The organism is Negativicutes bacterium, assembly GCA_021372785.1.
GTDB lineage: Bacteria > Bacillota > JAAYKD01 > JAAYKD01 > JAAYKD01 > JAJFTT01.
In genome coordinates this window covers 1-20,877 of record JAJFTT010000046.1, presented here as the reverse complement: position 1 = coordinate 20,877, position 20,877 = coordinate 1, and the positions used below count along the sequence as shown (strand labels likewise).

The 20,877-nt window shown below is 47.9% G+C and carries 13 protein-coding genes and 1 tRNA gene; 13 read left to right on the top strand and 1 reads right to left on the bottom strand.

Annotated elements, in window-relative coordinates:
• The first annotated feature begins 44 nt into the window (after positions 1 to 44).
• The 9 genes from LLG09_06165 (at position 45) to LLG09_06125 (ending at position 11,891) form a co-directional block, all read left to right on the top strand.
• Positions 45 to 121: transfer RNA gene (locus tag LLG09_06165), tRNA-Met, on the top strand.
• Between the two features lie 1,130 nt (positions 122 to 1,251).
• Positions 1,252 to 2,718 carry an amidohydrolase family protein gene (locus LLG09_06160; protein MCE5196696.1) on the top strand — a complete coding sequence of 489 codons (1,467 nt, stop codon included), beginning with the start codon at positions 1,252 to 1,254 and terminating at the stop codon, positions 2,716 to 2,718.
• A 456-nt stretch (positions 2,719 to 3,174) separates the two neighbouring features.
• The gene (gene mgtA / locus LLG09_06155; GenBank protein ID MCE5196695.1) at positions 3,175 to 5,700 is read left to right on the top strand and encodes a magnesium-translocating P-type ATPase; all 2,526 of its coding nucleotides are present in this window, start codon (positions 3,175 to 3,177) and stop codon (positions 5,698 to 5,700) included.
• Positions 5,701 to 5,755: 55 nt separating this feature from the next.
• Entirely contained in the window at positions 5,756 to 7,264 is a 1,509-nt protein-coding gene (locus LLG09_06150) for a 4Fe-4S dicluster domain-containing protein (GenBank protein ID MCE5196694.1), read from the top strand.
• A 22-nt stretch (positions 7,265 to 7,286) separates the two neighbouring features.
• Positions 7,287 to 7,883, top strand: coding sequence for a phosphohydrolase (locus LLG09_06145; GenBank protein ID MCE5196693.1), 597 nt, complete (start codon positions 7,287 to 7,289; stop codon positions 7,881 to 7,883).
• Positions 7,884 to 8,039: 156 nt separating this feature from the next.
• On the top strand, positions 8,040 to 8,342 hold the full coding sequence (locus tag LLG09_06140) for a hypothetical protein (GenBank protein ID MCE5196692.1): 303 nt from the start codon (positions 8,040 to 8,042) through the stop codon (positions 8,340 to 8,342).
• A gap of 363 nt (positions 8,343 to 8,705) precedes the next feature.
• Positions 8,706 to 9,314, top strand: coding sequence for a DedA family protein (locus LLG09_06135; protein ID MCE5196691.1), 609 nt, complete (start codon positions 8,706 to 8,708; stop codon positions 9,312 to 9,314).
• 41 nt (positions 9,315 to 9,355) lie between these two features.
• The gene (locus tag LLG09_06130; GenBank protein ID MCE5196690.1) at positions 9,356 to 10,762 is read left to right on the top strand and encodes an MBOAT family protein; all 1,407 of its coding nucleotides are present in this window, start codon (positions 9,356 to 9,358) and stop codon (positions 10,760 to 10,762) included.
• Positions 10,763 to 10,778: 16 nt separating this feature from the next.
• Positions 10,779 to 11,891 carry a hypothetical protein gene (locus LLG09_06125; protein MCE5196689.1) on the top strand — a complete coding sequence of 371 codons (1,113 nt, stop codon included), beginning with the start codon at positions 10,779 to 10,781 and terminating at the stop codon, positions 11,889 to 11,891.
• A 134-nt stretch (positions 11,892 to 12,025) separates the two neighbouring features.
• Here LLG09_06125 and LLG09_06120 read toward each other — a convergent pair whose 3' ends face one another.
• Positions 12,026 to 14,653: a cation-translocating P-type ATPase gene (locus LLG09_06120; protein ID MCE5196688.1), complete on the bottom strand. Its 2,628-nt coding sequence runs from the start codon at positions 14,651 to 14,653 to the stop codon at positions 12,026 to 12,028.
• A 1,294-nt stretch (positions 14,654 to 15,947) separates the two neighbouring features.
• On the opposite strand from LLG09_06120, the gene LLG09_06115 reads away from it, so the two are divergent.
• The 4 genes from LLG09_06115 to LLG09_06100 form a co-directional block, all read left to right on the top strand.
• Positions 15,948 to 16,166, top strand: coding sequence for a diguanylate cyclase (locus LLG09_06115; GenBank protein ID MCE5196687.1), 219 nt, complete (start codon positions 15,948 to 15,950; stop codon positions 16,164 to 16,166).
• 823 nt (positions 16,167 to 16,989) lie between these two features.
• Positions 16,990 to 18,207: an arginine deiminase gene (locus LLG09_06110; protein MCE5196686.1), complete on the top strand. Its 1,218-nt coding sequence runs from the start codon at positions 16,990 to 16,992 to the stop codon at positions 18,205 to 18,207.
• A 451-nt stretch (positions 18,208 to 18,658) separates the two neighbouring features.
• Positions 18,659 to 20,563 (top strand): threonine--tRNA ligase, encoded by a 1,905-nt coding sequence (gene thrS / locus LLG09_06105; protein MCE5196685.1) that lies wholly within the window; start codon positions 18,659 to 18,661, stop codon positions 20,561 to 20,563.
• Between the two features lie 173 nt (positions 20,564 to 20,736).
• A partial coding sequence (locus LLG09_06100) for a GTP-binding protein (protein ID MCE5196684.1) occupies positions 20,737 to 20,877 on the top strand: 141 nt, incomplete at its 3' end.

The window sequence follows — 20,877 nt, the reverse complement described above, 5'->3', positions numbered from 1 at the left end:
GGATAAGGTCAACGGTTCAAATCCGTTCATCAGCTCCATTTTTTCGCGGGGTAGAGCAGTCTGGTAGCTCGTCGGGCCCATAACCCGGAGGTCGTAGGTCCAAATCCTACCCCCGCAACCAATTCCGTTATCGTTGCTGATCCGATTGCAGCAAAGGTAACGCTTTTTTATGCCCAAACGCAGCTGAGAGTGCTGGATTACCGTCTGATTTTTTAGATGAAGCAGTCTGATTCGATTGCTGCCTGCTGTCAAAGACTACGGGGCAGAAAAGTTGGACAGTGCGATGGCACTGCGGATTTTTGCCGCTTGTTTTATGTTTCTCTGCGCTTTTTTATCGGCGAACGTTTTGATCCAAAACGGCAACGAGACTTTGACAGCTCTGCCGGATTAGAACAGCCGGCAAAGTCTGCTGCGGGAGCAAGCGGTGCCTGGATCTATTTACCGGTTTGAAGAATCGCAAGACCTTTGATCAGGAGTTAGCAGAGCGGCCGGAAGCAGGCTGCAGCACCAATAAAATCCTTGCGCTGAAGATGATCGCTATGGATTATTTTACAAGATGTGAATGACCGATAGGGCCAGCGGTTGGTGATCTGGTATTTTTTTAGCGCGTCCCTTGAAAGAATTGCAAGCTGAAAACATCCGCGTTTCCCGGATTGACGGTTGGGAATTTGCAATTTTGCTGATGGATTGCAAGGAACAGGAAGCATACCGAATTTGGGCAGAGTTACATCTGCGGCAGAAATCCGCCGCACTGCGGGAGATTGAGCAAAAAAAAATACCATCCGCTGCGGGTAAATCTGCGGGAATCCGAAGCGGATCGGTCCGGAGACATTGACAAAACAGCCGATACCGCCTTATATGAGGTAAAGCACAAGGGAGGAAAATCACAATGCGGGAGACGGAATCAACACATCGGACGTATGAGGCAAAACACCGGGGAAGAAATCAGATTGCCGTCTCTGCAGAACTTTGCTTGCGGCAAGGAGGCGGTTGCTGCAATGGGGAAATTCGTCAAGGGCCGATCAAATTTCAGAATCAGAGCAGCTTTGTGTAACTACTTCATAGAAATATCATCTGGTGCAAAAAAAATAAACGTATATCAAGGCTCAGAAATCCGGCGGGTTTCTGAGCCTGTTCGATTGACAGCAAACAGTCGTCTTGCTATACTCTAGCCAGTATCATCCCTTAGTTTTTCAGCGTATTCGAGAGAAATAGTGTAAAAATAGGGATTCTGAAAGGATGGGAAGCAGAATGTTTGATCTTCTGATCAAAAACGCAACCGTGATTACGGTCGACGCGCAGCATAGGATCTATCAGCCCGGTTTTGTCGCGGTAATTGGTGACAGCATTGCGGCAATCGGACCGATGCAGCACCTGCCGGAGCGAGTCGAAGCAAAGAAAATCATCGATGCCGAAGGCCTGGCCGTGCTGCCCGGTCTGATCGACGGTCACGGCCATGCCGGCCATTGTCTCATCAAGACCTTTGCCGAGCAGAATGATACGGCGAATCCAGCCGGTTGGTGGGGCTCTATGGCGGAGGATATTTATTTTCGTCATACCGATGAGTTCTTTTGGTATGCGGAAGGGGCGCTGGCGGCGGCCGAACGTTTGAAATTCGGCATCACGACAGGCGTCTCGATGCTGGGCAGCACCCCCCGGCCGGATCGTCTGGAAAATCTTGTTGCGCATTTTGAAGGTGCAGGCAAGACCGGCTTGCGGCAGATATCCGGTATCGGCTCCTGTGATGGTCCCTGGCCGAAAAAGCCTGTGGTTTGGCAAAATGACCGGCCTTATGAAACCGAGTTTACCCCGGAACAAATGGTAGCAAATACCGAAACAGCGGTCAGAACTCTCAACGGAAAACATAAAAGACAGATCTGTATTGTGGCTCCCGGCAGCATCGGCATCAATCGAGACAAAGGAGACACCCGAGAATTCTGCATCTGGAAAAATCAACAGATGGGCCGCATTGCCAAAGAATACAATCAGCCGCTGCATACGCATGTCTATGGCGGCGGCGTGCAGTTTGTCTATGATACCACCCCGGAATTATTGGGACCGACCACCTCCCTGACGCATGCGACGGGTTTGAGCGAGAATGAGATCAAAATTTTAGCCGATACCGGCGCCGTTTTGTTCCACGGTCCGACAACCAGAGCAAATATCAAAAACCGCTGCCCGGTTTATGAAGTATTGCGGGCGGGAGGCGAGGTTGTCATCGTCACCGACGGCACCGCTCCGGATCGCAGCTATGATATCTGGCGCGATATGAAGGTGTTTCAGGTTATTCACCGCGCCCATGAAAATGATCCGCTGCTGGCACCGCCGGGTCGGGTCTTGGAAATGTGTACCATTCGCGCGGCGAGAGCGCTGGGAATTGACCATCTGACAGGTTCGCTCGAGGTTGGCAAACGGGCGGATATCATCATTGTCAATACCAGGCAGCCGCACCTGGCTCCTTTTGGCATCATGCCGGTGCAAAGAATTGTTTATCATGCCCAAGGTCAGGATGTCGATACCGTGATTGTTGACGGTGAAGTCATGCTGGAGAATCGCAAGATGCTGGCCTGTGATGAAAAACGGATTTTAGCAGATGCGGAACAGGCATTTCAGGCACTCTGTGCCCGGCTGGGCAAGGAAAAGGTCAATGCTTTTACCGCCTACGATGATATTTACGGGATCAGGGCAACACCAAGCAAAGATCCTTATGAACAATAAGCAGTGAGGTTGCTTGATCAACCGAAAAAAGGATGAGCAACTTCCCAAAAGAGAAGCCTGCTCATCCTTTTTCGGCTGCTGCTTTTCAATTCCGATTGAGTGCGGCAATTTCTTCTTTTTATTCAGCGCGCTCAATAGCACCGCGCTTTTCTGAACCGCCGCGGAAAAATCGCTGAAGTGAATATTTCCTGATTTGTCTCCCGGAAAAGTATTGTAATTTCCGCTGAAGATAAAGTATAATAAATGATGTTGCATGACAGAACGTTGCTGTCATGAGCAACGGGGCCGTAAGATTTAGAAACCCGGAAATGCGGTGCTTACTGCCACCGGTGTGGATGGCAGGAAAACAGCAGCCTGTACTGTGCGAACGCAGTGGTAGAAAGAACGAATCGCATTCAATCGACCGGCAGGGTTTTTTTACTGCGGCAGTATGATCGGAAGAAGCGTGTTATCAAGATGGAAGCGGAAAAGAAAATAAAATACTGGAGTCTTTCTCCCGACGCCGTACTGCAGGAACTTCAGTCCTCCAGAGCGGGACTCAGCCGGGAAGAAGCTGCCCGCAGATTAAAGCAGAATGGTGCCAACGCCATTCAGGCGCAGAAGAAAAATGTTCCGCTGCGGCTTTTTCTCAATCAATTCAAAAGTCTGATTATTTTGATTATGCTGATCGCAACAGCAATTTCGGCCGCAACCGGTGACTGGCTTGATTCCATCATTATTTTGGTCATTGTCTTGGCCAGCGCGGTTCTCAGCTTTTTGCAGGAATACAGTGCCGATCATGCCATCAGCGAACTGCGCTCGCGCATTCAACAGAAATCCACCGTGCTTCGCAACGGGCAGGAGTTGGAAATCCCAACAATTGAGCTGGTACCCGGTGATATTGTTCTGCTTTCCGCAGGAAGCCTGATTCCTGCCGATGGGTTGATTCTGGAATGCGAGGCGTTTCATGTCAACCAATCGATTCTGACCGGAGAGGCCTTTGCCGTTGAGAAAGAAGCAGTGACTGTTGAGGCGGAAACCGCGGTAGCAAATCGGAAAAATTGTGTCTTTATGGGAACCAATGTGCGCAGCGGCACTGCCACAGTACTGGTGGCAGAGACAGGATTGCATACCGAGTTCGGTCAAATAGCCAAAGATCTCGAAACGATTGCTCCCGAAACGGAATTTGGCCGCGGCGTACGACACTTCGGTTATTTACTGGCCGGGGTTATGCTCGTTTTAACCTTGTTCGTCTTCCTGTTGAATCTGGTTTTCCGGAGACCTTTTATTGATTCCTTACTCTTTTCGGTCGCTTTGGCGATTGGCATTACCCCGCAATTATTACCGGCTATCATCAATATCACGCTTTCCCAGGGGGCGCAGGCCATGGCGAAAAAAGGAGTTATCGTGCGTCATCTGACCGCTCTGGAGAATTTCGGCAGTATGGATCTACTTTGTACCGATAAAACCGGTACTTTGACAGAAGGTGTGGTTCGTCTCGATGCTGCAGTGGATATCCGGGGGAATCCTTCCGAAACGGTGTTCCGTTTGGCTTATCTCAATTCCAAGCTGCAAATCGGATTGGTAAATGACCTGGATAAGGTGATCATCGCGGATCGGCGGCTTGAGATTGACGATGTCAAGAAAATCGGAGAAATCCCCTTCGATTTTCTGCGCAAACGGCTCAGTGTGATCGTGCAGGAGGCTGCAGGCTGTAAAATGATCACGAAAGGCGCTTTAAACAATATTCTCCCGATTTGCAGCAAAGTAGAAACAGAAACAGGGGAACAAATCCTCAGCGCTTCGCTCCTGGCAGCAATGAATCAGCATCTGGCGGACTGGAGCGACCAGGGGTTTCGCGTGTTGGGTATCGCTCAGAAGTCCATAGAGGTTCGAGCGAAATACTCGCTGCAGGATGAACAGGATTTGGTTTTTACAGGCTTTCTGTTGTTTTTAGATCCGCTGAAAGCGGATGTCATTCAAACCGTAACGGAACTGGCTCAGCTTGGTATTCAACTGCGTGTAATCACCGGCGACAATCATCTGGTCGCCCTGCACATCGCCAAATCGCTTGGTATGCAGATCCGTCAAGTTCTGACGGGCAGCGAGCTGACCGAATTAAGCGATGATGCCTTACGGGAGCGCGTCGAAACAACCGACTTATTCACCGAAGTGAATCCCAGCCAAAAAGAACGCATCATTCTCGCTTTGAAAAAGCAAGGACATGTCGTTGGCTATATGGGCGATGGAATCAACGACGCACCCGCTTTGCATGTGGCGGATGTCAGCATTTCTGTCAACACAGCGGTAGATGTGGCCAAAGAATCAGCCGATTTCGTCCTGCAGGAGAAGAATTTGAGTATCCTGAAAAACGGCGTGATTTTAGGCCGGGCCACTTTTGCCAACACCCTGAAGTATATCAATATTACGACCAGTGCGAATTTCGGCAATATGTTCAGCATGGCGGGTGCGTCTTTATTTCTGCCGTTTTTACCGCTGTTGCCAAAGCAGATTTTGCTGATCAATTTTATCTCGGATTTTCCCGCCATGACCATTGCGGCAGATACGGTTGACGAAGAAACGATTGCGGTGCCGCAGCGCTGGGACATGAGGTCAATTCGTAATTTTATGTTTACCTTCGGTTTCATCAGCACAGCTTTCGATTATTTGTCCTTTGCCGTGCTCTTAGTAGGCTTCCAGGCCGGCGAAGAACTCTTTCAAAGCAGCTGGTTTGTGCTTTCAATTCTGACAGAACTGTTGATTTTATTGGTTGCCCGGACCCGCAAGCCCTTCTACCAGAGCAAACCGGCGCCGTTACTCTTGTATTCCACGATTGCAGTCGGCATTTTCACCTTGATTCTTCCTTATTTCCCGCTGCAAAAAGCGCTGAATATTGTCGCAATTCCCTTGCCGACCTTGTTGTCTTTGCTGGGAATTGCCCTGCTCTACATCATCACCACTGAAATCGCGAAATATTTCTTCTATCGTAAAAAAACAAGCTAACGAAAAAAAGGCAACGAACCGAAATCGGACTGCAGTGAAAAGGAGGATTCGGATGATCAGAGGATTGGAGTCGTCTGTGACCAAGATTCGCAAACAGGTTTTTGCCGAAGTGGCACGTTTAGCCTATGAAGGCGGTGATTATTCCCGCGTGGAACAATTGCCTTATGTGATTGTGCCTGGTGAAACCGCCAAGTACAGAGAGTCAATTTTCTTGGAACGGGCGATAGCAGGGGAACGTATCCGTTTGGCAATGGGGCTGCCGATCCGTCCTGTCAGCGAACATAAATTATTATCGGAAGGGGTTGATCAGAGCGCCATTGCCGAAAAATACTACGAGCCGCCGTTGGTGAATATTATTCCTTTTGCCTGCAATGCCTGTCCCACGACTCAATATAGAGTCACGGAATTTTGTCAGGGATGTTTAGCAAAATCCTGCGCTCAGGTTTGCCCCAGTCAGGCGATTATTTTTGAACACCTGAAGGCTGTGGTTGACCAGCAGAAATGCATCAAATGCGGCCGCTGCAGCAGTGCCTGCTCCTATAATGCCGTGATCCGGTTAGAACGGCCCTGCGCCGCCGCCTGCGGTGTTGATGCGATCGGCATGGATGAACACGGCAAGGCGAAAATCGATTATAATAAATGCGTCTCCTGCGGCATGTGTTTGGTCAATTGTCCGTTCGGGGCAATTGTAGATAAGGGGCAGATTTTTCAATTGGTGCTTTCCATTCAGCGCGGCGATCAGGTGATTGCCATTGTAGCGCCTGCTTTTCTCGGTCAGTTTGGCGCCGAAGCGACACCGGAACGGCTGACTGCCGCAATGCAGCAATTGGGCTTTGACAGGGTGGTGGAAGTTGCGGTGGGGGCGGATCTGTGTACCGTTCAGGAGGCGGAACTTTTCCTGCGGGAAGTGCCGGCAGAAAAGCCCTTCCTGGCCACTTCTTGCTGCCCTTCCTGGTCGATGATGGCAAAACAGTTATTTCCCCAATTTGCCGATTGTATTTCGATGGCTCTGACTCCCATGGTGCTGACCGCCAGGCTGCTGAAGAAAAAATACCCCCGGGCACGCATCGCCTTTATCGGACCCTGCTCGGCAAAAAAACTGGAAGCCAGCCGCAGCGATATCCGCAGCGATGTGGACTTTGTGCTGACTTTTGAGGAACTGCAAGGGATGTTTGTGGCGAAAGAGGTTCAGTTCGCACAAATCACGGCGGAAATACCGTTGAATCAGGCAACCGCAGCCGGGCGGGGATTTGCGGTGACCGGCGGTGTATCCGGTGCGGTTGTTGATGTGATTAAAAAATTGCAACCGGAGCGCCAAATCAAAGTGACGACTGCGGAAGGATTGCGAAATTGTAAAAAAATGCTGACAGCAGCCAAAAGCAGCGTCTATAACGGTTATTTACTGGAAGGCATGGCATGTCCGGGTGGCTGTATTGCCGGAGCCGGTACGATTCAGCCAATCGGTAAAGCCAGAGAGGAAGTCACGAATTATAAGAATGCTGCTCAGGAAAAGAATGCGCTGAATTCAAAATATGTGGTCAATTTACCGGAGTTAGAAGAGTAAGCCAGCGAGCGGAGGAATCAATATGAGTGATTTGATGAAGCGATACGTTGCTCTGAAAAACCAGGTGACGGAACGCAGGGAGCAATTCAAAAAGCTGACGGATTTTATGGAAAACGAAACCGCCTGGCTGATATCTCCAGCCAGTACGCGCTTCCATCTCAGCCGGGACCGCGGACTGCTTGAGCATTCCTGTAATGTTGCGGAGACGATGCTGAAAATAAAAGCAGTCCTGGCACCGGAAATCACCGACGAAAGCTGTGTGATTGTCGCGCTGCTGCACGACTTGGGTAAAGCGGGTATGCCGGGTAATCCTCAATACCTGCCGAATGAGGCCACCGCCAGGCAAAAACAATACGGCTACCAAGCCGGCACCGCCTATCATTTTAACAAGGACCTGACTTATTTGAGCGTACCGGTCAGGAGCCTCTATTTGGCGGGACCTTTTATCAAGCTGAGCGAGGAAGAAGTACAGGCGATTGTTTATCATGACGGCCAGTACGTGGAAGACAATGCCAGTGTTGCTACCAATGAAAAACCTTTGACGCTGCTGCTGCAGTATGCGGATAATTGGTGCGGCTTTGTGGTGGAGGCGGGAGAAGGTAAGTTCGAGCGTCAATAGGGGCAAAACGGAAGCCGATGCATCGCCGAGCTTGGAAGGAATAGTGCCATTGAAATGCGAATTAAAAAGAGAATTCGTTTTCCGGCTTCGCTTTGTCTGCCGGAATCGGACTTGCCCGCAGAAAAAGCGGAATAAAAAAAGAAAGAAGGAACTGAAATGGAGAAATTCACACTGGAAGATGTCAAATTTGCGGCAGCGAAATTGGGGATTGATTTTAGTACAGCCGGATACACTGCCGAAGAATATTGGGATGGATTGCAGATTGAACTGGAACATGGCTTAGTGGATGCGCGCACCAATGTGAGCAATGATGATTTATTAACGACCGCGAAAATTGTGCTGGCGCATTTAACGGAAAACACCAGATATTATGACCAGAACGTTGGCCTGGAGGCCTGGGAACACGCGCTTGACCAGGTCAAAGGCGATACAACGGGTAAAAAAGTCGTTATTCTCTAGCAAACTCTTTGGCATCCGGGCGGGATTCGCTTTTCATGCCGGCAAGGGAAAGTTAAAAGACACAGTCTGCGGAAGCTTAATCTCTTGCAGCCTGTGTTTTTCCCTTTGTTTGTCTCATTTTCTATCAAAGGGGCAGCGAGATCTGACAGGGGATTTCTTTCTTGTTCACAATCAGTTAACACCTGCGCTGCTTGCAAATGAAGGAGTTTGCAGCGTTTTAGTGTAATATTCTTTCATAAACAAAGTGCGCGCTGACCGGAGAAGCACAAGACCGGTTGGATGAACCTTTTAAGGCAAGTCCTGTTAACAGCAAACCGATCCGGTTACAGCGGCGATCGGAGATCGGAGAAAGGGTATAGCCTTATGCAGGAATCAATGATCGATTTCATCAATCAATATGGCTATTTCGGAATTGCTTTCATGATTTGTTTGGAAACAATCTTTCCACCCATTCCATCGGAAGTAGTTTTGATTTTTTCCGGTTATCTGATCACACAGACCGCGATGAGACTGCCCTGGGCAATTCTTACGGCCACCATCGGATCCGTGGCGGGTGCGGCAGTCCTCTATCTTTTGGGGTATTATTTAGGGAAAAGCAGGCTGGATCATTTGTTGAACGGTGTCTGGGGCAAACGTCTGCATTTCAACCAAACGGACTTGGCAAAAACAGAGCAGTGGTTCAGCCGCTATCAGGGCAGCGCAGTTTTTCTTTGCCGGTTTGTGCCGATTGTGCGCAGTTTGATTTCGATTCCGGCAGGGATTACGAGAATGCAGCCGCTGCTTTTCTTTTCTTTGACTCTCTTGGGCAGCTTGGGTTGGAACACGATTTTAATTTTACTGGGTCAATCGGCCGGCAGCGCCTGGCAAAATGGTTTGACTTATATTGGCTGGTATTCCAAGATTATTTTAGCTGCTGCTGCAGTCGCGGTCATTTGCCTTGCCTGCCGTTACTATTACAAGAAACGGCGGTAAAGTCAGGTATTTTTGATTTAAAAATAAAGGAATGAATGAGCATGGTTTTCAGCAGTATCAGCTTTTTATTTTATTTCTTACCTATATTATTTCTCTGTTACTATTTGGCTCCCCAACGATTGAAGAATCTGGTCATGATCATTGGCAGTCTGGTCTTTTTTGCCTGGGGTGAGATTCGATTTATTCCGGTTATGCTTCTGCTTTCGGTGGAGGATTATATTTGTGGCCGCCTGATGGAAAAAAACCGTGAAAATGAAAAAAAGAGACGGCTTTTTATGCTGATATCGGTAGGCAGCAATTTAAGTGTGCTGGTTTTTTTTAAGTACACCAGTTTTTTGCTGCAGAATTTCAGTGTTCTGACCGGAATCGCTTTTGCCATCCCCAAGATCATCTTGCCGATTGGAGTCTCGTTTAATTCTTTCCAATCGATTTCTTATGCGATCGATGTTTACAGAGGAACTACCAGTTGCGAGAAATCCTATTACAATTATTTAGCCTATACGACTCTGTTTCCGCAGATCATCGCCGGTCCGATTGTCCGTTATGTTACCGTCGAGAATGATCTGGATGACCATCAGATGACGCGTGACAGCCTGTCTCTCGGTATGAGGCGCTTCCTGTTGGGTTTGGGCAAGAAAGTCCTGATTGCCAATAATGTTGGGTTTTTAGCCAACCAGATTGCGGACGGCAGGGCAGGAGTGCCTTCCGTACTGCTCTACTGGCTCGGTATAACGGCCTATACCTTCCAAATCTATTTTGACTTTTCGGGTTATTCCGACATGGCCATCGGGTTAGCCCGCGTTTTCGGCTTAACTTTTGACGAGAATTTTAATTTCCCTTATATTTCACAGAGCATCACTGAATTTTGGCGCCGCTGGCATATTACATTGGGTGCCTGGTTCCGCGATTATGTTTATATCCCAATGGGAGGAAATCGGGTTTCCGTGCGCCGGCATTTATTCAATTTGCTCGCGGTTTGGGCTTTAACCGGTTTTTGGCACGGCGCATCCTGGAACTTTGTGCTCTGGGGATTGTATTACGGTTTCCTGCTGATGATCGAAAAATATCTGTTGATGCCAACTTTGAAAAAAATACCTGCTTTCTTTCGCCACGTCTACACGCTTCTTCTGGTGATGTTTGGCTGGGTGATTTTCTATTTTGAAGATTTGCACAGAATGTCCGAAGTTTTCCAGGGCATGCTGGGCCTGGCTAAAATCCCTCTCTATAATGAACAGAGTTTATATTATTTATGGAATTACGGCATTATTTTTTTACTGGCAGCCTATTTTTCCACACCGCATTTTAAGAAATACCTGAATTTTGCGGATCACACCGTAAAACCGCTGCCGGCAGCAGCCACGGCCGCTTTTTATGGGCTGCTCTTCTGCGCCTGCATTGCCTATCTTGTCAACAGTACATACAATCCTTTTTTATATTTCAGATTTTGATGAGGACAGGAAAAAAATGAAAACTACGATGAACAAAGCCTTCTTTTACCTGATTTTCCCCTTATGGATCACCATTCTCGCTGCCAACTTTCTCACACCCACTTTAGAGTTTTCTCAAAATGAAAACCGCTATCTGGCGCAAATCCCGGAATTTTCGCTGAACTCTTTACTGAATGGCAGCTATATGGCGAAATTGGATGAGTATGTCAATGATCAATTCGTTTTTCGCGATCATTGGATCAGCTTACAGAGTGATTTGGAATATGCCCTGGGCAAGCGGGAGAGCAACGGTGTATTCATCGGAAAAAACGCTTTGCTCAGTAAATTGGAAGATGCGAACCAAGCTAATATTGAGGATAATCTGCAAGGCATGCTGGACTTCTTTGCCGCTGCTCAAAAGCCATGCGCCGTTATGCTGGTGCCCAGCGCGGCCGAGATCCAGCCGGATAAGCTGCCGCTCTTTGCGCAGAGCTGGCCGCAGGATCCCCTCATACAGCAGATTTATCAGAAAGCGGCGGGAATGACCGCTATTTCATTATCAGCTGCCTTGCGCGAGCATGCGGAAGAGTACATTTATTATCGGACAGATCATCATTGGACGACCTATGGAGCTTATTTCGCTTATCTGGAATATTGCCGCGCGCTGGGACTGGTTCCGGTTGCCTATCGGGCCGAAACCGTGAGTTGGAATTTTAATGGCACACTCTATTCAAAATCCGGCGTACGGTTCATCAAACCGGATACGATGGAAGCTTTTCAGACTGCCGCCGACGCAGGCTGCAGCATCAAAACGAACGGAGAGCCTGCTTACTACGATTCCGTTTATTTCCCGCAATATCTGGAAGTCAAGGATCAGTACGGTTATTTTTTAGGGCAGAATCAACCGATTGTAACGCTCTATGGCAATCAGGCTACCGGAAAGAAATTGCTGTTGTTCAAGGATTCCTATGCTCACTGTTTGGCACCGATGCTTCTGCAGCATTATGATGAAATCGTCCTGGTAGACCTGCGCTATATCAACAGCGAGATCAGTGACCTGCTGGATATCAAGGAATTTGATCAGATTTTATTTCTCTACAGTGTTGATACTTTTGTCAGCAGCAATCCGCTGGCAAAATTACAACGATAAGCGCAACAGGAAGAGAACGGCAACGCGGCTCATGCTAAAAGAAGACCAGGTCCTCTTTTCAATAGAAACCCCTTGCGGCAGTTCGGCATAACGAACTGCCGCAAGGGGTTCTTTTTTGGATGGCTGCGGGAGTTTTATTTGGCTGATTTCCGTTCAATGAATTTGACGATTTCAACGGCAGGGATAATGCTGATGGCCAGGCACATCGCCACGAGAAATTCCTGTAAGTTGATTTCGGCAAAGCCGAAAGCATTGGCAAGGAAGGGAACATAAATGACGATGGTAGACATGATGAAAGCTGCACCGGCTGCCATGAGCAGGTAGCCATTCTGCGAACCCAAACTGAAGATACTGCCGCGTTGGCTGCGCATATTCAAACTATGGAAAATTTCAACCATATTCATCGTCAGGAAAGCCATGGTGGTGCCGTCGGTGCTGTTGCCGATTTGCCATAAGCCGGTTTCCAGGTAGTCACCGATGAAGTAAGAGGCCAGAATCAGAATCGTCGTTAAGATTCCCTGGTAAATGATATCAAATCCCAGACCGCCGGCAAAAACACCATCTTTAGAAGAACGCGGCTTACGCTGCATCAAATTCGGTTCGGCTTTTTCCATACCGAGAGCCAGGGCAGGGAAGCAATCGGTTACCAGATTGATCCAAAGCAAGTGGGCCGGCTTCAGGATGGTGAATCCCAGCATTGTCGCGATGAAAATACTCAGGACTTCACTCAAGTTGGAGGCGAGTAGGAATTGAATCGCTTTGCGGATATTATCATAAATCCGGCGTCCCTCTTCCACAGCACCGACGATGGTGGCGAAATTATCATCGGCTAACACCATATCGGCAACATTTTTCGTGACATCAGTGCCGGTGATACCCATACCGATGCCGATATCGGCGTTTTTAATGCTGGGAGCATCGTTGACACCATCGCCGGTCATGGCTGTAATCATGCCGTTTTTACGCCAGGCATTGACGATTCTGGTCTTGTGTTCCGGCTGAACCCGAGCATAGACATGATAAGTTTCAATATTCTCTGTCAGTTCTTCATCGCTCATTTCATTCAGTTGAGAACCGGTAATTGTTTGGGAAGCGTCATTGACTAAACCCAATTCTTTGGCAATGGCAACCGCCGTATCATGATGATCACCCGTAATCATCACAGTCTGAATACCCGCTTCATAACAGCGTTCAATCGCGCTTTTCACTTCCGGGCGGACCGGATCGATCATACCGGTCAAGCCGATGAATGTAAGATCCTCTTCCAAGGTCGTCGGTTCGTAATCGGCGGGCGACTCTGACCAAAGCCGGGTTGCACAGCAAAGCACGCGCAAAGCCCTGCCGGCTAAGGCCGCATTGGCGTCAAGGACTTGCTGACGCAGCAGATCATTCATCGGCAGGTTGACCCCATTCTGGTAATAATAAGTGCAATGACTCAAGACAACCTCCGGAGCGCCTTTGGTATATTGAACAATCCCGTCTATGGTCTGGTGCACCGTGCTCATCATCTTGCGGTTGCTGTCGAAGGGAGCTTCCCCGATGCGCGGGTTGGTTGCTTTCAATTCAGCCTGCGGTAATTGCTGCACATGAGCAAAAACAACCAAAGCCGCTTCTGTCGGTTCACCGGTAATTAAATCACCTTTTGCGTCGATTTCGGCATCGTTGCAGAGCGCCATGGCAGTAGCAATGGCTTTGATATCACTGCCAAACGTATCGACGACGGTCATTTTATTTTGGGTCAGGGTACCCGTTTTATCACTGCAAATCACTTGAGAGCAGCCAAGTGTCTCCACTGCACTCAGTTTACGGATAATTGCATTTTTTTTGGACATGTTGGTGACCCCGATACTCAAGACAATGGTCACGACCGCAACAAGTCCTTCCGGAATAGCGGCTACAGCCAGGCTGACAGCAATCATAAATGTTTCCAGAATCACAGACCCACTGAAATCACCCGATTTCAGCAAGGCGAATACAAAAATGAAAGCACAAATACCCAGGACTGACCAGCTCAATACGCGGCTTAATTGGGAGAGCTTGATCTGTAAGGGGGTTTCGCCCTCTTCCGCGTTGGCTAAGGCATCCGCGATTTTCCCCATTTCGGTGTTCATACCGATATGGGTGATGACAACCTTGCCGCGTCCATAAACAACTTCACTGCCCATATAGACCATATTTTTGCGGTCACCCAGCGGGATATCTTCGGCTTCGGCTAAAGCTTCAGTTTGCTTGGTAACCGGAACACTTTCTCCTGTCAGCGCAGCTTCTTCCACTTTGAGGCTGGCACAAGCAAGCACGCGGCCGTCGGCCGGAACCGCATCGCCGGCTTCCAGCATCACGATATCGCCGACAACCAGGTCTTCGCTTTTTAATTCTGTGATTTGGCCGTCGCGCAATACCTTGCTCATTGCCGCTGACATGGCTTGCAGGGCTTCAATTGCTTTTTCGGCCTTGCTTTCCTGATAGACACCTAAAGTAGCGTTGATGATGACAACCGTAAGAATAATGAAGACATCAGCCATACTTTCTCCGGAATAAAAGGAAGTCACTCCGGAAATCGCTGCTGCGGCAAGCAGAATCAGGATCATTGGATCGCTCATTTGCCCTAAGAATCGCTGCAGGAAGGTTTCTTTTTCGGCTTCCCGCAGCTTATTTTTCCCTTGTTCTTCCTGCCGTCTGAGTGCTTCCTGACTGGTTAAGCCTTGTTCCGTCGCATTCACATACTGCAGAACAGAATCTTTATCAGTAGCATAAAATTGCATTGGGAGTTCCCTTCTTTCTCTCTTTCGTCGGTTTTGACCGTTTCATTATACTATGAGGACGTTTTTTGTCAAGACCGCACGGCAGGCATATACTGTAATAGAACGGATCCTAGGTCACTACTGTGACTATCAAATAACGATAACTATCTGATTTCTCGGAAAAATGCTGTTAAGTATATATATATCAATTGATAAACACATATAGTGTCTACTAAAAATAAGAAAAAAGAAAGCGGAAACGAACTTAAATTCATAAAATCTGACAAAAAGGTGGGGGAAAAGTACAAAATAGGAGCTATGCTGCGTATTGCTATGACATATTCTGTTGGCAGCAGCGAAAATAGAAAAATACCAAATAAAAGCAGCGATTCGTTCGCCAAAAGACTGGATCTGCCGGTGAAAAGCAGGCAGGTGCCGGTATCCCAGCCGTAAACCATTCGAAGTCAAAAAAGCAGAAAGCGAGGAAGTTTCCGCTGTTCCCCAAGCGGAGAATACCCCGACGGCCTGGATTTTTCACGGGAAATTGAGACAAAAGTGACGATATTATTTAAAAAAGGACAATTTGTTATGAATGTGGAATCTTATACTTAACAATGGTACTGATTCGGGACCGGGAATTCCTTATAGGATATAGCAGACCAAAGAGGTGAAGCAGGGATTTTGTATACGAATCCGGATTGTATGCATTGATTTTTCTTGGTCTGACGTCCAGCCGCTTTTTCACCCGGCATCATTTTTTGTGGTGCAATACAGAGTGTTTGCTCTTCTTTTCGTTGCCGCAATGACTGTCCTCTTGCCCGACAGCATCACCTGTTTACCATCCGGTAGAGCAGTGTAATCTCCGATTGGTTGAATTATCTGCTGTGTATACCGATGGGTTTTTTCTCTCATCCTGCTGCCCGTTATGTTTTAGCTTTATGGAATGATTTTTAACGTGTCAGATTCGCTTCAATCGTGATCAATTTATGCTCGCACGGATGATTCCCTTAGCTGTACAGGAAATACTCCTGCTTTCAACTCCGTGGACACGCGTGATTTTTAGTTTTAACACGCAGCATCAAAATCTGCATGGCTTTGGTTATCGTTTTTTTACCTTTCTATGCTTTCTTCTACCTCTTCTTGACGGCGGTAACTGCGATCAAGCATCGGACGGCAATGAAACAGGAACCATATCGTACGATTTTGGCAGCGGTGGCTTGATTGACAGCTGCAATCGGTCTGCAATTTCCGATACCGCGGTTTTCTGGTTGCAGGCGTGGCCATGGCTTGATCGAAACTGCTGATGTATTTGACGATGCAAAATCCAGACGACCTTCTGGATACAATGACCGGATTGTTGGGGCGGCAGGGATTTTTACTGATTTTGCAGGACAGGATGGATGCAGGAAGCAAATTTCAGCTGATCGTCACCTCTTTGGACGAAATGAAAATAACCAATAATTTGGTCGGACGGAGGAACGGTGATCGCTTGCTGCAAGAAATCGCCGGCTGTTTGCTTTGCAGCAAAAAATAAAAGCAAGAAAAAAAATACGGCTTTCCCCATGGATGATGCGATGTCGGTCGATATCCAACGGTAGTTGGCGATTGAAAGTACCGAATCGATTGCCGGGGCTTCGGACACGATCCTTGCGGAGCAAATGAGTCAAATGGTTCGATTGGGTGTGGAATTTTCTCCGGATGATTATGGAACCGGTTATGCCTGTTGAGCGCGTTCGGTGCGCTTGCCATTTTCTACGGTAAAATTGGAGAAATTGTTGCTCCGGGATGCTTTCACAAACGGGAAAAATCAAATCATTCTTACTCATACCGTCAAGATGATTCGCAGTTTAGACAGTGATTTGATTGCAGAAGGAGCGTAAAATTCAGAACACTTAATAAAATTGCAATGGAATGACGCCGGGAAGGTGCAAGGTTTCTTTTTTCCCAGGCCATTTAAGGAGAAAGAGCTGATTTCTTTTCTTGCGAGTGATCAATATAATTAAGCCAAGATCAAAGATTCGCAAGATTAGAATCTATTAAAGTAAATATATAATTGTTTATTTATGCTGATATTTATATATTAAATATAACACGCGCTTCGGCTCTGCTGTGCGGTACTGAAAAAAATATGTTGATGAATAATTATAAATTTAAAATTAGTTTGCCATTGAGAAAGGATTATACATCTGCATACTAGAATATACTTTCGCTTACAGAAACCAGAGGGAATGTTTTCCTGTTTTACCCAAAAGCCAGAGCCGATTACCGGTAAAACGGACTTCGATATCATATCACGTACAAGATATGATCATATGGCGACCAAGAGCGAACAACACGAAAATAAAGGAGAAGTCGCAATGAGGAAATTTGTACAGCTCTATTCGGAAATCGGCAAATTAAATACGGTGATCCTACATCGTCCCGGCACGGAACTGGAACAGTTGATCCCCCCGTATTTAGAATATATGCTCTCCGAGGATACGCCCCATGTTCGCATCGCCGCTGCCGAACACGATGCTTTCGCGCAGTTGCTGCTGAACAATGGAACCAATGTACTCTATTTAGCCGATTTATTCCGCGAAGTGATTGAAAACCAGGTCCTTCGCGAAGCCTTCATTGAGGATTACCTGCAGGTGAGCAGAGTAGCCTCGGAAAGTTTAAAGAAAGTGATTCGAGAGTATCTGCGGATCAAAACGCCCGCGCAGTTTGTGGAAACCATCCTGCGCGGTGTGATGAAGCGCGACTTAAGCGGGATCCCGGCGCAGGGGTTGCCGATGGTTGTAGAGGAGGATTATCCTTTCTATACAGATCCGCTCTGCGGGATCTATTTCACCCGCGATATTGGCGTCTGTATCGGCAACGGCATGATTGTGAGCAGTATGAGCATGCCGTTCCGCCAACGAGAGACATTGCTGGTGCGCTACATCTGGAAGTATCATCCCCTGTTCCGGCGGGATGATACGCCTCTATGGTATGATTACAATTTGGGGTATGGGATTGAGGGTGGCGACGTGCACGTCTTATCCGATAAAGTGCTGGCCATCGGATATAGTGAGCGCACCTCTTTGGGTGCGATCGAAGCTCTGGCCGGCAATGTCTTGAACTCTGGCTATGAGAAAATTTTACTGTTTAATTTGCCAAAATCGCGCCGCTATATGCATTTGGATGTGCTTTTTACCATGGTTGACTCTAATAAATTCCTGGTTACACCGCCGATGGCGGAAGGGCAATTCGATGTTTACGAAATCACCATGGCCCGGCAAGGTGAGCTGCGGACCGCAAGATGCGCCGGGCCTGTCAAAGAGACGCTGCGGTATGCTCTGAAACTGGATGAAGTGATCTTTATTCCGGTTGGCGGCGGCGATGTGATTCATGCTCCGAGAGAGCACTGGAATATGGGTTCCAATGTTTTGACCATTGCACCGGGAGAAGTGATTGCTTACGACCGCAATGAAGTGACCAATGAGCAGCTGGATAAAAACGGTGTGCTGGTACATACCTTTTCCGGATCGGAATTGTCCAGAGGCCGCGGCGGCCCGCGTTGCATGAGCATGCCCATCAACCGCGATTGCTGATCCAACTCCGATGGCTCAGGGAACAGAGAAAACCATTGCCTGCAATTGTGATAATTTTCTTGACAAGCTGCAGCAGCAATGATATATTACAAAAAGAGCGATGCCGAAGAAACGACTTATCATACTGACGATCAGAGAGGGCCTGTCACCGGCTGAAAGCAGGCCTGCGTTCCGATGATAAGGATAACCACTTCCAAGCTGCTGTTCCAAAGGAATGGGAATTTCTCATCCGAGTAGTGTCAGCCGCAGGTTCAGCGTTAAGAACAACGAAGGGATGAATTGAGAGCAATGATTTGGCTCAATTCATAATCCGGGTGGAACCGTGCAAAGCACCCCGGACAGAACTGTGGAATCAGTTCTGTCCGGGGTTTTTTATTTTCGATCGCTTCCGGCGGAGGAGGTGCTCCGCCATTCGTTGATGGGAAAGAAAAAAGAAAGAGGTGCTTCTGTTATGATCAGGATTCAATTGAAAAATGGCAGCGAATTGGAATTGGAGGAAGGCGCAAATTGTCTGCAGGCAGCCAAAAAAATAAGCAGCAGCCTGGCGAAAGAGGTTTTAGCCGCCGAGGTCAACGGCTGTGCTGTGGATTTGAACACGGAACTGAGGGACGGTGACCGCTTGAATTTATGGACTTTTCATGATGAGGAAGGAAAACATATCATGCGTCACAGCGGCGCTCATTTATTGGCACAAGCTGTGAAGCGTCTCTATCCGGCGGCAAAACCAACCATTGGACCGGCGGTGGAAAATGGCTTCTATTATGATTTTGATATGGATACCACCATTTCCGGCAACGAATTGGCAGGGATTGAAGCGGAGATGCTAAAGATCGTCAAAGAGAATCTGCCGATTCGGCGTTTTGCTTTGCCCCGGCGTGAGGCAATCGCCCTGATGCAGGAGCGAGAAGAACCCTATAAGGTAGAGCTGATCGAAAATCTGCCGGAAGGAGAAGAAATCTCGTTTTATCAGCAGGGTGAATATGTTGACCTTTGTGTGGGACCGCATGTGCCGAGTACCGGTGTATTGAAAGCGTTTAAGCTGACCGCCGTGACAGGCGCCTACTGGCACGGCGATGCCAATAATAAGATGCTGCAGCGGATTTACGGCGTCGTCTATCCTAAGAAAGCGGATCTGGATGCCTATCTGACCATGTTGGAGGAAGCAAAAAAGCGCGATCATCGGAAACTTGGCAGAGAGCTGGATTTGTTTATGCTCGCTGATGAGGGACCCGGTTTTCCTTTCTTTCTGCCAAAAGGGATGATTTTACGCAATTTGCTGATCGATTTTTGGCGGGAAGTCCATCATAAAGCAGGTTATCAAGAAATCAGTACGCCGATTATTTTAAATGAATCACTCTGGCATCAATCCGGGCACTGGGATCATTATAAAGAAAACATGTATTTCACCACCATTGATGAGCAAACATATGCAATCAAACCGATGAACTGCCCCGGCGGAATTTTGGCTTTTAAACGCAAAGCTTATTCCTATCGCGATTTGCCGCAGCGGTTGGGCGAATTGGGGATTGTCCATCGCCATGAATTATCCGGAGCCTTACACGGTTTGATGCGCGTACGCTGCTTTACGCAGGATGATGCGCACATTTTCATGACGCCGGATCAAATGGAAAGTGAAATCATCAGTACCATACGTTTGATTGATTCCATTTATCGTGTCTTTGGTTTTGAATATCATATGGAACTATCCACGCGCCCGCAGAATTCAATGGGCAGCGACGAACAATGGGAAGCGGCGACCGGGGCTTTGCGCAATGCCTTGGAGAGCAATGGTCAGCCTTATAAACTGAACGAGGGGGACGGTGCCTTCTACGGACCGAAAATTGATTTCCATTTGAAGGATTGCCTGGGGCGGACCTGGCAGTGCGGCACGATTCAGCTCGATATGCAGATGCCGGAACTCTTTGATATCTCCTATATCGCGCCGGATGGTGAGAAACACCGTCCGGTCATGATTCATCGCACGGCACTCGGCAGCATAGAGCGGTTTCTCGGGATCCTGATCGAACATTATGCCGGTGCTTTTCCAACCTGGCTGGCGCCGGTACAGGCGATTATCATGCAGATCACGGATAAAAATCTCGCTTATGCGAAAGAAATTTATCAACAATTGGATCAAGCCGGCTACCGTGTGGAATTGGATGCCCGCAACGAAAAAATCGGCTATAAGATTCGGGAAGCACAGTTGCAGAAAATACCTTATATGCTGATCTTAGGCGATAAAGAAATGGAAGACGGCAGTGTTTCGGTTCGCCTGCGCAAGACGGGGGAAACGAAAGTAATGACCTTGCTTGAATTTATGGCCATGGTGAGCGCCGAAGTCACAGCCCGGATTTAATCACTGCGCGGGCGAAACAAAACAAGCCGGTTCCTTTCAGCGTAACGTTTTTTTGTTTTGCCTGCCGACGCTATTGCTAAATTGAGTGCTATGGTGTAGAATAAGTGTTGTGTATCCAAAGTGATTGCAGAATCATTGCGGAGGACACGAATTATAGTTTGGAGGCGATTTCCTTGGCCAAAAAGAAATATGAACGTACGAAGACCCATGTAAATATCGGAACGATTGGTCACATTGATCATGGCAAAACAACATTGACGGCAGCCATAACCAAAGTGCTTTCCACCGTAGGTGGTGCAACAGTCATGAATTAT

Coding starts and splice junctions, on each gene's coding strand:
- LLG09_06160 (MCE5196696.1), top strand. CDS start 1,252: ATGTTTGATCTTCTGATCAAAAACGCAACCGTGATTACGGTCGACGCG.
- mgtA (MCE5196695.1), top strand. CDS start 3,175: ATGGAAGCGGAAAAGAAAATAAAATACTGGAGTCTTTCTCCCGACGCC.
- LLG09_06145 (MCE5196693.1), top strand. CDS start 7,287: ATGAGTGATTTGATGAAGCGATACGTTGCTCTGAAAAACCAGGTGACG.
- LLG09_06140 (MCE5196692.1), top strand. CDS start 8,040: ATGGAGAAATTCACACTGGAAGATGTCAAATTTGCGGCAGCGAAATTG.
- LLG09_06135 (MCE5196691.1), top strand. CDS start 8,706: ATGCAGGAATCAATGATCGATTTCATCAATCAATATGGCTATTTCGGA.
- LLG09_06130 (MCE5196690.1), top strand. CDS start 9,356: ATGGTTTTCAGCAGTATCAGCTTTTTATTTTATTTCTTACCTATATTA.
- LLG09_06125 (MCE5196689.1), top strand. CDS start 10,779: ATGAAAACTACGATGAACAAAGCCTTCTTTTACCTGATTTTCCCCTTA.
- LLG09_06120 (MCE5196688.1), bottom strand. CDS start 14,653: ATGCAATTTTATGCTACTGATAAAGATTCTGTTCTGCAGTATGTGAAT.
- LLG09_06115 (MCE5196687.1), top strand. CDS start 15,948: ATGCAAAATCCAGACGACCTTCTGGATACAATGACCGGATTGTTGGGG.
- LLG09_06110 (MCE5196686.1), top strand. CDS start 16,990: ATGAGGAAATTTGTACAGCTCTATTCGGAAATCGGCAAATTAAATACG.
- thrS (MCE5196685.1), top strand. CDS start 18,659: ATGATCAGGATTCAATTGAAAAATGGCAGCGAATTGGAATTGGAGGAA.